21 protein-coding genes are annotated in these 15334 nt (G+C 67.0%); 20 read left to right on the top strand and 1 reads right to left on the bottom strand.

The genetic code is table 11. The features are described from left to right. Positions 1-88 precede the first annotated feature (88 nt). The 12 genes from AC5JLE_RS13920 (at position 89) to AC5JLE_RS13865 (ending at position 7255) form a co-directional block, all read left to right on the top strand. On the top strand, positions 89-793 hold the full coding sequence (locus AC5JLE_RS13920; protein ID WP_197561232.1) for a C39 family peptidase: 705 nt from the start codon (positions 89-91) through the stop codon (positions 791-793). A gap of 13 nt (positions 794-806) precedes the next feature. Then, positions 807-1556, top strand: a complete 750-nt coding sequence (locus AC5JLE_RS13915; RefSeq protein ID WP_197561231.1) for a hypothetical protein — start codon at positions 807-809, stop codon at positions 1554-1556. 49 nt (positions 1557-1605) lie between these two features. Further along, positions 1606-2898, top strand: coding sequence for a transporter (locus AC5JLE_RS13910; RefSeq protein WP_134966317.1), 1293 nt, complete (start codon positions 1606-1608; stop codon positions 2896-2898). A 301-nt stretch (positions 2899-3199) separates the two neighbouring features. Then, complete coding sequence (locus AC5JLE_RS13905; protein ID WP_005416648.1) at positions 3200-3490, top strand: RebB family R body protein; 291 nt, start codon at positions 3200-3202, stop codon at positions 3488-3490. A 43-nt stretch (positions 3491-3533) separates the two neighbouring features. Then, positions 3534-3803 carry a RebB family R body protein gene (locus AC5JLE_RS13900; RefSeq protein WP_005416649.1) on the top strand — a complete coding sequence of 90 codons (270 nt, stop codon included), beginning with the start codon at positions 3534-3536 and terminating at the stop codon, positions 3801-3803. Between the two features lie 26 nt (positions 3804-3829). After that, complete coding sequence (locus tag AC5JLE_RS13895; protein ID WP_006446865.1) at positions 3830-4096, top strand: RebB family R body protein; 267 nt, start codon at positions 3830-3832, stop codon at positions 4094-4096. Between the two features lie 60 nt (positions 4097-4156). Next, positions 4157-4429, top strand: a complete 273-nt coding sequence (locus AC5JLE_RS13890) for a RebB family R body protein (RefSeq protein WP_005416651.1) — start codon at positions 4157-4159, stop codon at positions 4427-4429. A 70-nt stretch (positions 4430-4499) separates the two neighbouring features. After that, positions 4500-4736: a RebB family R body protein gene (locus AC5JLE_RS13885; protein WP_032957589.1), complete on the top strand. Its 237-nt coding sequence runs from the start codon at positions 4500-4502 to the stop codon at positions 4734-4736. Beyond that, positions 4733-5317, top strand: a complete 585-nt coding sequence (locus AC5JLE_RS13880) for a RebB family R body protein (RefSeq protein WP_049406879.1) — start codon at positions 4733-4735, stop codon at positions 5315-5317. Before AC5JLE_RS13885 ends, AC5JLE_RS13880 begins: the two co-directional genes overlap by 4 nt. 47 nt (positions 5318-5364) lie before the next feature. Continuing rightward, complete coding sequence (locus AC5JLE_RS13875; protein WP_046430815.1) at positions 5365-5712, top strand: hypothetical protein; 348 nt, start codon at positions 5365-5367, stop codon at positions 5710-5712. A gap of 20 nt (positions 5713-5732) precedes the next feature. Further along, positions 5733-6812, top strand: coding sequence for a hypothetical protein (locus tag AC5JLE_RS13870; protein WP_197561230.1), 1080 nt, complete (start codon positions 5733-5735; stop codon positions 6810-6812). Then, positions 6809-7255, top strand: a complete 447-nt coding sequence (locus AC5JLE_RS13865; RefSeq protein ID WP_014647259.1) for a hypothetical protein — start codon at positions 6809-6811, stop codon at positions 7253-7255. The genes AC5JLE_RS13870 and AC5JLE_RS13865 overlap by 4 nt, the downstream gene beginning before the upstream one ends. A 59-nt stretch (positions 7256-7314) precedes the next feature. On the opposite strand, the gene AC5JLE_RS13860 is transcribed toward AC5JLE_RS13865, so the two are convergent. Beyond that, positions 7315-8802 (bottom strand): helix-turn-helix domain-containing protein, encoded by a 1488-nt coding sequence (locus AC5JLE_RS13860; protein ID WP_164109337.1) that lies wholly within the window; start codon positions 8800-8802, stop codon positions 7315-7317. Between the two features lie 660 nt (positions 8803-9462). Between AC5JLE_RS13860 and AC5JLE_RS13855 the strand changes: the two genes are divergently transcribed. The 8 genes from AC5JLE_RS13855 to AC5JLE_RS13820 all read left to right on the top strand — a co-directional run bounded on the left by AC5JLE_RS13855 (position 9463) and on the right by AC5JLE_RS13820 (position 15330). Beyond that, positions 9463-9726: a CD225/dispanin family protein gene (locus AC5JLE_RS13855; RefSeq protein WP_032956532.1), complete on the top strand. Its 264-nt coding sequence runs from the start codon at positions 9463-9465 to the stop codon at positions 9724-9726. A 132-nt stretch (positions 9727-9858) separates the two neighbouring features. Then, positions 9859-10998, top strand: a complete 1140-nt coding sequence (locus AC5JLE_RS13850) for an SPFH domain-containing protein (protein ID WP_014647262.1) — start codon at positions 9859-9861, stop codon at positions 10996-10998. A gap of 20 nt (positions 10999-11018) precedes the next feature. Beyond that, the gene (locus AC5JLE_RS13845; RefSeq protein ID WP_075076957.1) at positions 11019-12371 is read left to right on the top strand and encodes a hypothetical protein; all 1353 of its coding nucleotides are present in this window, start codon (positions 11019-11021) and stop codon (positions 12369-12371) included. Beyond that, positions 12368-12625, top strand: coding sequence for a hypothetical protein (locus AC5JLE_RS13840; RefSeq protein WP_014647264.1), 258 nt, complete (start codon positions 12368-12370; stop codon positions 12623-12625). The genes AC5JLE_RS13845 and AC5JLE_RS13840 overlap by 4 nt, the downstream gene beginning before the upstream one ends. Positions 12626-12814: 189 nt before the next feature. Continuing rightward, complete coding sequence (locus AC5JLE_RS13835; RefSeq protein ID WP_049439612.1) at positions 12815-13399, top strand: AprI/Inh family metalloprotease inhibitor; 585 nt, start codon at positions 12815-12817, stop codon at positions 13397-13399. A gap of 69 nt (positions 13400-13468) precedes the next feature. Beyond that, positions 13469-14428 carry a cation diffusion facilitator family transporter gene (locus AC5JLE_RS13830; protein ID WP_100450112.1) on the top strand — a complete coding sequence of 320 codons (960 nt, stop codon included), beginning with the start codon at positions 13469-13471 and terminating at the stop codon, positions 14426-14428. A 72-nt stretch (positions 14429-14500) separates the two neighbouring features. After that, on the top strand, positions 14501-15136 hold the full coding sequence (locus AC5JLE_RS13825) for a DNA-3-methyladenine glycosylase (protein ID WP_197561228.1): 636 nt from the start codon (positions 14501-14503) through the stop codon (positions 15134-15136). Next, a complete protein-coding gene (locus AC5JLE_RS13820) occupies positions 15136-15330 on the top strand; it encodes a hypothetical protein (RefSeq protein ID WP_014647268.1) in 195 nt (64 codons plus the stop codon). The genes AC5JLE_RS13825 and AC5JLE_RS13820 overlap by 1 nt, the downstream gene beginning before the upstream one ends. Positions 15331-15334: the final 4 nt, after the last annotated feature.

Raw genomic sequence — 15334 nt, 5'->3', positions numbered from 1 at the left:
CGGCCGTCCGCCAATGGCCGGGTTCCCGGGAGCCCCTGTTCCTCCTCCCCCTTGGGGCAGGGGCTCCCTCCTGCTGCTGGAGAACGTGATGCTCGGCCACCGTCTGTCGATATGCCTGCTGGCCTGCCTGCTGTTGCTGGGCGGTGCATCGGCGCGGGCGGGCGACGTCGGCTTCGCCGGCGTGCTGCCCAATGGCGCACTGCTGCAGCAGAAGGTGGAAAGCATGCAGGAACGGCGCTACCGCAACGTGGTGCGGCAGCACACCGATTACAGCTGCGGGGCGGCCGCACTGGCAACCATCCTGCGCCATGCCTATCACCTGCAGACCGACGAAGCGACCGTGATCGAAGGAATGATGGGGGTGTCCGATCCAGCGCTGGTGGCCGAGCGTGGTTTCTCGCTGCTCGACATCAAGCGCTACGTGGAATCGCTGGGCATGCGCGGGCGCGGCTATCGTATCGATGAAACACGCCTGCGCACGCTTCGCGTTCCCGGTCTTGTGCTGATGGACGTGCGCGGCTTCCGCCACTTCGTGGTGCTCAAGCAGGTGCGCGACGGTGTGGTCGAGGTGGCTGATCCCATCCTCGGCAACCGCAGCCTGGCGCTGCCTGAATTCCTCGCTGCGTGGCCATCGCGTGCCGTCTTCGTGGTGATCGGCAGCGATTTCGATCGCAACACGGTCCTGCTGCAACCCAGCGAACGGCCCAGTGCCCGCGCGCTCTACGCGCGACAGGGGCCGATCACCGATGCCGAACTGGTCGACTTCGGCTTCAGCCACGCCGACCTGTTCTGAAGGAGGTTCCGCCATGTTCCGTCACCGCCTGTTGATGGTCCTGCTGCTGGCCTGCCCCGCCCTGCCCCTGCAGGCGGCGGACGCGGCGCCCGGGCGCGGCCTGAAGGAAATCCCGGATCCCGAACTGAACCTGATGCGGGGCCGCTACACCGTGGGCGGCAATACCGTCGCCTGGTTCGGGGTGACGATGGTCTCGCGGTGGCAGGCCAGCAACGGAAGCGTGTTGCAGGGTGCGTTGACCCTGGGCATGGACTTCCGCGGCGGCGGCAGCCCGAAGATGAGCTTCCAGCCCAGCGTGCACGTGACCGCCGCAGATGCGCCGCTGCCGGACACGCAGGGTCGCCACATCGACAGCAGCGGCCTGGCCAACGCCAGCGGCGTGGTGCAGAGCGTGCAGGTGGCCGGCGATGGCAACGTCGCCCGCAATGCCACCACGCTGGTGGTACGCAATGGCGCGGTGCCGGCCCTGCCGGGTGACGGTGCCCATTCGATCAGTGCACACGCCGCAGGCGTCTCGGCCTCTGCGGTGCTCGACGGCAACCAGGCACGCCTGCTGTTGCAGGTAGATGGCCAGGGCCTGGTCCAGCAATGGATACGCAACGGCAGCGTCGGCCAGGGCATCGCCCTGGCCGGTGACGGCCAGATCGCCAGCAACCAGCTGCGGCTGGAGCTGGTGCGGGATACCGCGGGCGGCAACCTGCCGTTGAGCCAGAACGTGGCCCAGGCGATTGCGATGAACCGCGGCATGGGGCCGGGCCGGTAGCACCACGGCACGGCGTTGGGGGAAGCGTTCCACAACGCAGGACACGAACATGCACACCCTGATGAGGATCACCCCGTTGGCGCTGGCGGCGCTGGCGGGCACCGCCTTCGCCGCGCCACCCGCGGCGGACGATGGCGCCGACGTGCAGGCACTGGCCAACCAGCTGGAGCAGCTGAAATCCAACTACGCACAGGAAGTGCGGCGGCTGCGCGAACTGGACATGCAGGTACAGGCGATGCAGGCGCGGCTGAGTGGGAAGGTTGGTCCGATGGCCCCGTCTACGACTGCGCCCGTCGAGCATGGCTCGACCCTACAGACGTCGCCGGGCAGCGAAGGCTATGCCAGCAGTGCCGCCGAGGCGCAGCAGGCAAAGCAGGAATCGCGGCGCAGCGTGGATGATGTGAAACAGCAGCAGTCGGCGCTGTTCTCGCGCCGCTTCACCGTCGAGAACAGCCTCACCTACGCCCGCTACGACCGCAAGCAGCTCACCCTCAATGGCTTCCTGGCGCTGGATGCGATCTTCCTCGGCAACATCGCCATCGAGAACGTCGAGTCCGATTCGCTCACCTACAATCTGGCCGCGCGCTGGGGCGTCAGTCCGAACCTGACGCTCAACCTGGACGTGCCATACCTGGCGCGGCGCACCGTCTACCAGAAGGGCGGTGCCGGCGGTGCGGCGGCCGCGATCGCGCAGGAACAAACCAATGGCAACGGCCTGGGCGATATCGGCCTGAGTGCGAACTACCGCTTGTTCGGCGAGCGCGGCTGGCGCCCGGAAGCCGTACTCACCGCCGGAGTGACCGCACCCACCGGGCGTGCACCTTACGGCCTGGACTGGAAGGTGATCGAGCGCGATGACGATGACTACATCCGCTTCGCCGTGCCCAAGGAACAACCGACCGGCAATGGTGTGTGGCAGGCCAACGTCGGGCTGTCGGTGGTCAAGACAGCCGATCCGGCGATCCTGTTCGCCAACCTCGGCTACGTGCATTCGTTCCCGCGTGGTTTCAGTGACATCGACAGCAACCCCGACACGGTCAACCCGGGTGACGTGAAGCTCGGCGGCTCGGTCTACTTCGGCGCCGGCGTGGCCTTTGCGTTCAACGAGCGCACCAGTCTCAGCCTGTCCTTCAGCGACCGCATCAGCGCCCGTGCTTCCACCCGTTTCCAGGGCGGAAAGTGGATGAAAGTGATTGGCAGCGACGCCAACGCGGCGTCACTGAATCTGGGTGTGACGTACGCGCTCAACCAGCACACCACGCTGGTGACCCTGCTGGGCATCGGGCTGACCCCGGATGCACCGGACTTCACGCTGGCGTTCAAGATCCCTTACATGCTCTGACCCGCCCGATCCGGCGACGCTGTGGCCGACAGCCCCTCGCCGCCGGATGGCGCTACCCACGCGCAGGCCCTGTGTGTGCTCCAGGGCAACGCGCCAGCGCTGGCGACGACGGCGATGATCATCAGTTCCGCCGTATTCACGCCGCACCTTCACGGTGATCCCACCGCATTCTCCGTCGATTCCGCCAATCCGGCGGCGGCGCCATTTCCTACTCTGGCCCCACGGTGAAGCCCAGGCCGCTGCAGGCAACGCACCGTGACACTGGATACCACGCACTTCCACCCTTTCGCAGGAGCAGGACATGGCATTTCCAACCGCGGTAAACGACCAGATCACCGATTCGGTCACCCAGGCCAACACCAAGGTGCTGGGCGACGCGCCCGCCGTGGCAGTGGGCAATCTGTACCAGGCCACCGCACAGGCGCTGGCCAACGCCGCCCACAACGCCACCAACGCGCAGCAGCAGTCCTACGTCACCGCGCAGTCGGCCACCACCATGGGCGTGGCCACCCTGTACTCGATCGATACCGCCACCACGGCGGTAGCGAGCAAGGAAATCCTCAGCACCCGCGTCCGCGGCCTGGGCTCCTGATCTGTCGTTCCATCGCTGACCCGCCAACCTCAAGGAGATCGACATGGCATTCCCGACCGCTGTAAACGACCAGATCACCGATTCGGTCACCCAGGCCAACACCAAGGTGCTGGGCGACGCGCCCGCCGTGGCCATGGGCAATCTGTACCAGGCCACTGCGCAGGCGCTGGCCAACGCCGCCCACAACGCCACCAATGCGCAGCAGCAGTCCTATGTGACGGCGCAGGCGGCCACCACCATGGGCGTGGCCACGCTGTACTCGATCGACACCGCCACCACCGGCGTGGCCACCAAGCAGATCCTCGGCGCGTGATGCGCCGGCAGGCGAGGAGCTGAGCCATGGCATTTCCCACGGCCGTCAACGACCAGATCACCGACTCGGTCAGCCAGGCCAACCTGCAGGTGCTGGGCGTGGCGCCTGCCACGGCAATGGGCACGCTATACCAGGCCACCGCGCAGGCGCTGGCCAATGCCGCCCACAACGCGACGCTCGCCCAGCAGCAGATGTATGTCACGGCGCAGGCCGCGACCACGATGGGCGTCGCGCTGCTCTACGCCGTCGATACCGGCGCCACCGGCGCCGCCACCCGGAAGATTCTCGGCTGATTCCATTGAGTGCCGGCAATCTCCGTTCCTGTAGTGCTGTCCACCCTAGGAGCTTCCACCATGGCATTTCCCACCGCCGTCAACAGCCAGATCACCGATTCGGTCTCGCAGGTCAACACCAAGGTGCTTGGTGATGCGCCGGCCATCGCAATGGGCAACCTGTTCGTGGCCACCAGCCAGGCGCTGTCCAACGCCGCGCACAACGCCACCAACAACCAGCAGCAGTCCTACGTGACCATGCAGGCGTCGACCACCCAGGGGGTGTCCACGCTGTATGCGATCGACACCGCCTCCAACGGCGTGGCCACCCGCGAAATCCTGGGCCTGCGCTGACGTGTCGGCCCGGCGTGACGCCAACCACCGCGCCCCCGCCCAGGGCGGCGTCACGTCGGGCCCCTGATCGATGGCCGCATCGCCCGCCACCGGCTACCTGCTGGCAACCACCAGCGCCGGATCCGGTGTGGCGATCGCCCTTGCCCCCTCGTTCGCGATGTCCGCCACCTACCTGGCGATGGCCGACAGCCTCGGCCTGGCAATGCAGAACGCGGTGGCCAACCAGCAACGCGGCCAGGTGACCGCCGGCGCAAGCCTGGCCCAGGTCCTGGCCCTGATCATCCAGAAGGGAGCCGTTCCGTCATGAGCAGTGAGAACACCGTCAACAGCCAGATCGTCGACAGCGTCAGCGCCGCCTCGACGCTGCTGGTGGCCCAGGGTCCGGCGCAGTCCTTCAGCATGCTGGACATGGTGATGCTGGAGACGCTGGGCACCGCCATGCACAACGCCGTCGCGCGCCAGCAGGGTGCAGGCATGGTCAGCAACGCAGCGGTCACCGCCACCTGCGCGAAGATGATCAACGCTCCCTGGCCGGTGCCGCCACCCGCTCCGGAACCCCCTCCGCCGCCACCGCCGCAGGTCATCCCCCTGCCCGGCCCGGTGCCGGCGCCCCCTTCGCCTGCGGCGGTGATCGCCGCGGCCACCGCAGAAGGAAAGACCGCCATCAGCGTCCTGCAGGCACAGACCCACGGTGCCACTGCCGACGCTGCGGCCGCTACCAGCAGCCTGCATGCACTCCAAACGCTTGCAGGCAATGCGGCAGCGCCCGCGCCCGGTCCTGCGCCCGACCCCGCGTCCGGTCCGGATCCGGACGCAGGTCCCGCCCAGGATCCCGCGCCAGACTCCCCTTCCCCTTCCCCGGCGGACGACGCTGACGCCGGGGCCTGACAGACTGCAGGCCGCCTGCGGCCCCACCCGCCCATCAAGGAGCCCGTATGGACCCGAGCAACGTCAACGCCCAGATCATCGATGTGATCAACCAAGTGCAGACGGCCACCATGTCAGCGACCGTCGTGACGACCAGTGGTGCCGGCAAGGCCTACCAGTCGGTGGCCCAGTCTGCGGCGATCGCCGTACAGGATGCCGCCGACGCCCTGCGCAATGTCTCAACCATCGCGACCACCGCGGCCGGCGTGGCCATGGCCCAGTACCTGGCGACGGGGGACGAAAAGTACGCAAGGGTGCTCACGCAGGCGCAGAACATGATGCAGGGGGCCACCGCCGACTTCAACCGCGTCGGCAATGCCGCTGCGACCGTCCTCAAGGAATTTCCGGCCCAGTGAGGCCGCCAGGAGATCCACGCATGAGCATTTTCATTGCCGGTCGTTCCATCCCCCAGGCCAACCTGATCAGTCAATCCTGCAGGCATGTCCTTCAGTTCATCGACGGCGGCGAGCACTGGTTGAAGTGGGCCATGGAATCGCATGAGCACCGCTACGCCTTCTCCGACGAGGGCACGATGCTTGATGGGGTGCAACAGGGCCTGCACGGTTCGCGCATGACATGGTTGCCGCGCACCGGGTTGCAGATCGGTCCGGTCAAGCTGCTCAGCCTTGGTGCCAGCGACCTCGGTGCCCTGCGCAACATGGAGTTTGATGACGAGACACGCCTGTCGCACAACGAGGCACAGCGAGTGCTGGAAAAACACCGGCTGCTGACCAACGCCGAGCTCGGCGCCTCGCGCGCGTTCCTGGCTTCGATCGGCGCGGCCGACGCACCCCTGCTGCAGCAGCTGGACTTTCGCGAATCGGTGGCGCTCCACCAGCTGGCCCGTGAGGTGGACATGTCCGCAGCAGGGCGCGACGACCTGGCCGCCGCTGCCGGCTTCGCGCTGCTGCACGCGCGCAGGCCCATCGAGTTTGCCGACTACTTCCGCTTCTACCAGCGGGTGAGCGCAGGGGGTGGCAGCCGCGAGCATCGGCTGGCGCGTGCCACCCGTGCGTTGCAGCAGGTGCTGCCGATCCTGTTCGGCTTCCTGGACGGGCCGCAGCTGCCACAGTTGCCGTCGCCAGAGCAGGTGCGCGAGGCGATCGACGCAAGCCTGGCCGCGAACCGGCAGATCGGCTACGCCCGCATCTCGCTGGCCGCCCAGCAGATGGCGGCCTGCTTCGACGACGAACCCGACCTGCTGCAGGATGACAGCCGGTTGCGCGAGGCCGCGCGGTGGCAGCTGCGCGATGCGCAGGAATTCCTCAACGAACATCCGGTTTCCCGTGGCCGGCTCGGCCAGGACGGTGCCAGCGTGCAGTTCGCGATCGATGGTTCCAGAGCGAAGGCGCTGATACAGGTGGAGGACAATGTGATCACCCTGCAGGATTACCGCCGAACCCGCCGCTACCTGGGCGATGAAGCGCGAGTGGATTATCAGAAGGATGCAGTGTGAACCCGGCTCCGGCGCCAGATGGCGATGGCGTGCAGGCAGCAACAGAGGCCTTTGCTTCGGCAGCCGGCGCGGCCGTTGCTGCCGGACGCCTGGCGGCCCGGCAACAGGCGCAGAAGATCCTGGCCGATGCCCAGGCGGCATTGCGCCACATCCTGGGGGAGCGCAGTGACGGTGTTCCCCCCTCATCCCCAGCAGGAGCACCGACGATGACCTTCCCGACCCCGCTTCCCGGCAAGCCCACTCCCGCCCATCCGGCGGGCAGAACCCCGATGGAGATCGCCCAGGAACTGGCGGACGCCGCAATGGCTGCCAGTGAAGAAGGCATCCGCACCGCGATGAAGGTTTCGCAACGCGCGGTCGAGGCCGCCGCCGAGGCCGCGCGATGCGCGGACGAAGCGGCCGAACAGGCCGTGCAGCGCGCTGCTGAAGCCAACGCGCGCTGACGCTGCGTCCGCCATCCCAACGCCCCGGGCAGGCCCGCGCCTGCACCGGGGCGTTGCTTTTACTGGTGCGGGCTTCGCCGGTAGCTGCGCGGGCTGACCCCTACCGCGCGCCGGAAGCTCTTTTCGAAGTGGCTCAGGTCACCGAAGCCGACCTGCAGTGCGACATCGGTAATGCGCAGGCGCTGCCCATCCCGCAGCAGCTGCTTGGCGTGCTCGATGCGCAGTTGCTGCAGCAGCAGCTTGAACGTCGTGCCCAGCTCGCTGCGGAACAGGAATCCCAGGTGTGACTGGCTCACATGGGCCTGACGGGCAAGGTCGCCCAGCGTGAGCGGCTCCGCGGCATGGTCCTTCAGGTAGGCCAGGGCGCGTTTCAGGCCGTCGTGCAGGCCTTCATGCGCTGCCCGCGGCGTATCCGGCTGCGCGGGCGCAGGACCGACGGTCTGCTCAACCGCGGGCAGCCGTTGCGGGGCGCGCCCGGCATCGCTGGCAACGTGGCCTGCAGCCAGATCCGGCGCGTGGCGTGCGAGATCCTCACGACGGATGCATCGGCCACCGGTCATCACCGCCAGCCGGACCACCACCCGCTCCATTTCCAGCAGATTGCCGGGCCAGTCGTGCGCGCACAGGGCTTCCAGCACATCGTCGCCCAGCACGCGGGGATTGAATCCATGCAGCTCCAGCGAACGCGCCGCCAGCGCGCCGATGTCCTCCACCCGTTCGCGCAGCGGTGGAATATCCACGGTCAGGAACTCCAGCCCAGCCAGCAGGGCGCGCGAGAACTGCTTCTCTCTCACCCGTTGTTCCAGGTCCGCGCTGGTCGACGCGATCACCCGTATCGGGCCGGCCGCCAGCGCTTCAGCATGAGCGGCAGGCAGCCCACGCATGCGATGTGACAGCTGCCCCTGCAGCGGCACCGGCAGTTCGTCGACTTCGTGGAAGTACAGCGTGCCGCCCTGTGCGCGCGCGAACCAGTCGCTGGCTTCGCCCAGCGGGTGAACACAGTTCACCTCCACAAACGGGCCCTGCCGGGAAGGGCCGCCACTGTGCAGGGCGGCGGCCAGCTCCATCTTCTCGGTACCAAACTCGCCGCGCAGCAGGACCGGCAACGGGCTGGCCGCCGCGCGCTCCACGAATTCATCCATCTGCTTCAGCGCCTCGCCGGCGCCGACCAGCAACAGCGGCCGGCTCAATGCCTGTTCGGCCCAGGCCTTGGCTTCGTAGCGCTTGATCAGATGCGCGCAACGCTGGGCAAACTGCTCCCCCAGCGCCAGGGCACTGCCATCCAGCCGGCCCTTCTCGCCTTCCAGGTGCAGCTCACCCAGCACCTCGCCGCCATAGCGGATGGGAACCCGCTGCAAGGAAACCTCTTGCCCGGACGCAGCTGGCAACCCCGCAGCCGTCCCTGCCACCGCACCACGCAACCGCACTTGGCCACCCCGCATCACCTTGTGCTGGGACAGCTCCTTCACGAACGCGCCCAGCAGTTCGGGCAATGACGGATAGGGCCGATAAGCGCGCTGCAGCATCTCACTGACTTGCCTGTGCATCGAAACTCCCCTTTGGAATGGCGACCCGATGCATCTGCAACGGGCGATCTCGCGATGCAGGCCCTCCGGCATCATCGCGGGATGCTGCGACGTCCACGCCGCATGCCGTACCCGCTGGTCGCACCGCTGGTGCCGTGCACGCTGCCCGCTCCCGCAGTGCCGGGAACTGCCATCGCTGCTGGAGGTCGGCAAGGCGGACGTCGTCCAGGCCGGGGTCGTGCGCCACAGGGCGGCACTGCCTGTGACGCGGCGCTCCCTGTGTTCCGGCCATCGCGTCCCTGGATTATGGGAAACGAGTTTCCAGAAAATAAGCATGATAATGACGTGAATATCCGCGCCGGATATTTGTCGCCCGCGTTTCCGTGCGCCGCGCACCGCAAAGCAGGTTAAGGCAAGGCGCCGGGATTCCATCCACGCTGATGATCAACGCGTCTGAGCGAACCAGGGGCGGGCACGTATTGCGCCGCCGTGACGGCTGCACCGCCTGCTCGCCCAGGCCCGCAGGCCACCGCGCCTGCCTGCCGCGGCGCCGCCCCCGATCAAAGACCCATCGACCAGCAGAAGATTGCGCACCACGCACGCGTGGCAAGCCTTCCGCTGCACCCGGCCTGTCCGCATACTCGCGCTCCCGACCGCAGCGCGATCAAGGAGATCGACCGCATGGACCGCACCCCGCCACCCGTGCCCCCCAGGAACTACCTGATGTGGGCCATCCTGAGCATCATCGCCGGCTTCTGGCCGTTCGGCATCGTCGCCACCGTCTACGCCAACCGCAGCACGTCATTGGTCGCCAGCGGCCAGATCGGCGCGGCCACCGAGGCTTCGCGCAAGGCGCTGCGCTGGATGATCGCCTCCTTCGTCACCCTGCCACTGTGCCTGGCACTGATGATCGGCTATGCCCTGATCGCGCGCGGCATGGCCTGAAAGCCTGCCGTCGCCGTCGCGCCATGATGAATGGCAGGCGCGCGCGGCGGTGGCGGCGGCCCATCCCGCTCCTCTATAGTCAGTCCAGCTCGGCAGGCATGGTGCCTGCCCTCGAATCACAGGGAGTTGGACATGGGTCTGGTACAGGCGGTGAAGGGTGCGGTGGGTGGTGTGCTGGCCGACCAGTGGAAGGACTTCTACACCGTGCCCACGGGCCTGCCCTCGACGGCGGCCCTGTTCGCGGCAGTACCGCGCGGCACCAATGCCGGCCGCGGCTCCAATACCAGCGGCTCGTCCAACATCATCACCAACGGCTCGAAGATCATCGTGCCGGAGGGCTACGGCCTGCTGCTGTTCCAGGACGGCGCGATCACCGCGTTCGTCGCCGAACCGGGTGGCTACGAGTGGCGTTCGGATGATCTGAACTCGCAGTCGATCTTCGCCGGCGACGGCCTGGTCAGCACGTTCATCAAGCAGAGCTGGGAGCGCTTCAAGTTCGGCGGCCAGCCGGGTTCGCAGCAGGCGGCGTATTTCGTGTCGCTGAAGGAACTGCCGGACAACCGCTTCGGTACCCAGTCGGAAATCTACTGGGACGACGGCTTCCTCAACACCCAGGTGGGTGCGGTCACGCGCGGCTCCTACACGCTGAAGATCGTCGACCCGATCCTGTTCGTGAAGAACTTCGTGCCGGCCAGCTACCTGCAGCCGGGCCAGGTGTTCGACTTCACCGACCTGGACAACGCCGCCGCCAGCCAGCTGTTCAATGAAGTGGTCGGTTCGCTGGCCCCGGCCTTCAGCCTGTACACGAACGACCCGGGCAAGGGCAACCGCATCACCAAGCTGCAGCAGGATTCGCTGGGCTTTGCACAGAGCCTGTCTGCCGCCGTCGAGCAGGGCTACCAGTGGAAGTCCGACCGCGGCCTGGCCATCGTCAAGACCGCCATCGTCTCGATCGAGTACGACGCCAACACCCGCGAACTGCTGAAGACCGTGCAGCGCGCCGATGCCCTGTCGGGTTCGCGCGGCAATTCCAACCTGCAGGCCAGCGTCGCCCAGGGCATCCAGTCCGCCGGCGAGAACGGCGGAGCGGCTGGCCTGGTCGGTGTCGGCATGGCCTCGGGCATGTTCGGTGTCGGCGGCATGCAGCAGCCGGTCGCCCCGGCTGCCGACGACCCGGTGGCCAAGCTGAAGAAGGCCAAGGAAATGCTGGATCTGGGCCTGATCACCCAGGGCGACTATGACGCCCTGAAGGCCAAGGCACTGGGCCTGTAACAGCGGGACGCACAACGAACATGTCCGATCCCCGAAACGGCCCGCCGCCGCTGCCCGGATCCGCGCCCGCGACGCCGCCGCCCTTGCCGGCGGCGTCGTTGGATGGGCCCGGTTCGCCGCAGGACGTCCCTCCCCTGCCCGGCAGCTTCCCGCTGGACACCTCGAAACTGCCACAGGCCATCCGTGATGAAGTGGAAGCGCCCGACCCGGTGGCCATCGATACGTCGGCCAGCGAGCTGAAGGACGGCCTCAACCGCTGCCCGAAGTGCGGTGCCACCGACATCCGGCCCAAGGCCGGCACCGACATCCTGGTCTGCCTGTACTGCCGTCACGAATGGCATGGCGCACGCGTCGAGGAAGAGTTCGGCCTGGGCGAGGCCATCGACCAGCTGCGCGGTACGGTCATTGCCTCCGGAGCACGTGACATCGACGCCGACACCTCGGCACTGATGACGTTCAAATGCACCGGGTGCGGCGCTGAAGTCACGGTCAATACCGAGAGTACGATGACGGCGCGCTGCCACTGGTGCCGCCATGTGTTCGGCGTCAACGAGCAGATCGCCAACGGCGCGGTGCCCGATGCAGTGCTGCCCTTCCATATCAGGAAGGACGATGCGGTCGCGCGCATCCGCCAGTTCGTCGACAAGCGCCGCATGTTCGCGCTGAAGGCATTCAAGGACCAGTTCACCCCGGAAAACGTGGTGGGCGTGTTCCTGCCCTACATGATCGTCGACAGCAATGTCAGCGCGGCCGTGGCCGGCAAGGGTGAGATCCAGACCCGGCAGTACACCGTGGGCAGCGAGAAGAACAAGCGCACCCTGTACGACGCCGATGTCTACCAGGTCGAGCGCCAGGTCGACTTCACGGTCGATGACCTGCCACTGGAATCCTCGGCCGAGCGCGGGAATCTCGATACCCGCGCCAACACCAACAACATCATCAACACCATCCTGCCGTTCGATACCAAGAACGCGGTGAAATGGAACGCCTCGTACCTGGCCGGCTTCACCTCCGAAAAGCGCAACCTGGATGTGGAAAAGCTGCGGCCGCGGCTGGAAGACCAGCTGCTGTCGATCGCCCGCGCACAGCTGGAAGGTTCGGTAAAGCGCTACAACCGTGGCGTGCGTTGGGAACAGGAGCAGCTGGAGGTGCATGGCACCCGCTGGGTGTCGATGTACCTGCCGGTGTGGTTGTACTCCTACCACCAGCCCGGCAAGAACGGCGGCATGCTGCACTACATCGCGGTGAACGGCCGTACCGGCGAAACCATGGGCAGCGTGCCCGTGCAGCAATGGAAGATGCTGCTGGCGGCACTGGCCACCGGCACCGTCATTGAAGCCCTCGCAATTGCCTTCCTGGTGGCATCGACATGAGCGACGACAGTGGCCTCTGGCTGTTGGCGGCAGGTCCGGCCGGCGCAACCGCGCTGTACTGGGCGCTGTACCGCTATTACCGCAACACCGACAAATCGCACTCCTTCGAGCACGAGACCGCCATCGAGGCCAAGCCGGTCACCGGCTCGGACCAGCAGGTAGGCCGGGTTACCGGCACCGAGGAAAAGCGTATCCGCGGTGACAATGTGTATGAGTACCGGAAACGGGTGGTCAGGGTAAAGCCCGACCCGTAGCGCCAGGCCCTGCCTGGCTGCGGGTAGTGCCGGCCGCTGGCCGGCATTCCTTCGGTTCCTGGGTGCCAAGTGGGAGCCGGCCAGCGGCCGGCACTACCCTTCGCTGGGCTGCCGCCGCGCACACCCTCACACCGTCTCCCGCCCCACCGGTTCGATACTCGCGCGGTCCACCCTTCCGAGGATGCTGCAATGGCTGCCGTGCTCGCCCGTACCTGCCTGTCCGCGCTGTGCTGCCTGGCCCTGCCCGCCCTGGCCCAGGACGCCTCGTTCGGCTTCGGCGAACAGACCACCCACACCGACCAGACCACGCAATCCAGCAGCACCCAGACCCAGAGCAGTGGCGCGGTGACCACCCAGACCACCACCAGCGGCAGCTCGCAGTCCGGGTCACGCAGCGAAAGCAAAGAGATCGACGTGGGCTTCGGTTTCCACGACGACAACGACGACTGGGGCCGCGACCGCCACCGTGGCGGCCGCGATGTGCGCGACAGCGATCTGTTCGGCAGCTGGACGCTGGGCCAGGAGAACGGCAACACCTGCTCCATCGAGCTGAAGAACATCGAGTGGTTCGGCGGCTACAGTGCCTACGTGCCCGCCGGCTGCCCGGATGGCTTCTTCTCGGCCAACCGTTGGGTACTGTCGGGCAACCAGCTGCTGCTCACCGACACCAGCAACACTGTGTTCGGGCGCTTCCGCGCGTCAGGCGGCGGGCGATGGACGGGCTACCGTGAATCGGATGGGGCGCGTTTGTACCTCAATCCCAAGGGGCACTGATCGCGCCGTGCACGCAATGGGCACGCGCTGATCGGGAAGATCAGGCGTCCGCCCCGCCCCGCCGCCGAAATGTCCGCTCCCACCGGTTCCCGTCTGGTCATCTATGCCGCCCTCGCGGGCAACCTGGCCATTGCCATCGCAAAGTTCATCGCTGCCGGCATCTCCGGCAGCTCGGCCATGCTCAGCGAGGGCGTGCATTCGCTGGTCGACACATTGAATGAACTCCTGCTGCTGTACGGGCTGCGCCGTGCCGGCAAGGCGCCAGACCCGGTACATCCATTCGGCTATGGCCGCGAGCTGTACTTCTGGAGCTTCATCGTCGCCCTGCTGGTGTTCGCCGCTGGCGCCGGCGTCTCGGCGTACGAGGGCATCCAGCACATCCGCCGGCCGGAGCCGGCTACCAACCACGCGTTGAGCTACAGCGTGCTGGGCATTTCCATCCTGTTCGAGGGGGCCTCCTGGTGGGTGGCGCTGCGCGAGTTCCGGCGTACCAAAGGCAGACTGGGCTACTTCGAAGCCTTCCGCCGCAGCAAGGATCCTTCCACCTTCACCGTACTGCTGGAAGACAGCGCTGCGTTGCTCGGGCTGGGCTTCGCGTTGATCGGCCTGGTGGCCGCGCAGGTGCTGGATATGCCGGTGCTTGATGGTGTGGCGTCGCTGTGCATCGCCGGCGTGCTGGCCGCAACCGCCTTCCTCCTGGCCCGTGAAACCAAGGGCTTGCTGGTTGGAGAGCCTGCCCACCCTGCGGTGGCCGAGCGGATCATGGCGGTGGCCGAAACCGATCCGGACCTGCGTCGCGCGAACGGCGTGACCACCATGCAGATGGGACCGGAACAGGTCGTGGCCATGCTCAGCGCCGAGTTCGAGGACGATCGGCAGACCCCACAGATTGAAGCCTGCATCACCCGCATCGAAACGGCGGTAAAGCGCGAGTATCCGGAGCTGGTGGCACTGTTCATCAAGCCGCAGACGCCCGAGGTCTACGCCGCCCGGCGCGCCACGCTGGCGGCACCGTCCGCGCCGGAATGACGCTGCGTCTGCGCCCGTTTCACCAGTCCAATGCCACAGTGCCACCAACATCTGCCCGAGCCTGCCTCTACCGTGCCGGATTGGTTGCCCGCCTCTCTTCAGATCCTCCCGCGCAGCTTCTACCGGCGCCCGCCCGTCGAGGTTGCGCCCGAGCTGCTCAACAAACTTCTGGTCCGTGACGATGGCCGAACGGGTCGCATCGTTGAAGTCGAAGCGTACGCGGGCAGCGTCGATCCGGCGGCGCACTCCTATCGCGGGCAGACGCCGCGCACGGCCAGCATGTTCGGTGAGGCCGGCCACCTGTATGTCTACTTCACCTACGGCATGCACTGGGGCAGCAACGTGGTCTGCGGAGAGGTCGGTGAAGGCGTGGCGGTGCTGCTGCGGGCCGTCGAGCCGCTGGCGGGCCTTGAGCGCATGCACGAGTTGCGCCCCGCCGCGCGCCGGGACCACGATCTGGCCAGCGGCCCCGGCAAGCTCTCGCAGGCATTCGGGCTGGACCGCAGTTTCGACGGCGCCGACCTGGTGACTGGCAGTCATGGCATCGCGATCGCAAGCGATGGGACCCCGCCTCCGTCCGACCCGGTAATTGGTCCACGCATCGGCATCACCCGCGCTGTCGATTTCCCTTGGCGCTGGCACATCCGTGACAATCGTCACGTATCGATTCAGCCACGGCGTACTCCCGCCCCTGCGAGGAAACGATGATGACCCCGCTCGACAAACCACTGCGACGCGAACTGGACATCGATGGCCGGCCCCATACCCTCACTGTGGACCCCGAAGGCCTCAAGCTGGTCGAAAAGGGGCGACGCAAGGGCATCACGCTACGCTGGCAGGACCTGGTATCCGGCGATGCCGCACTGGCCACCGCCCTGCAGGCATCGCTCCAGCAACACTGAGCGG

It is taken from the genome of Stenotrophomonas sp., assembly GCF_059505245.1.
Note: the sequence above shows the minus strand (reverse complement) of the source record. Positions and strands in the feature narration are given on the sequence as shown.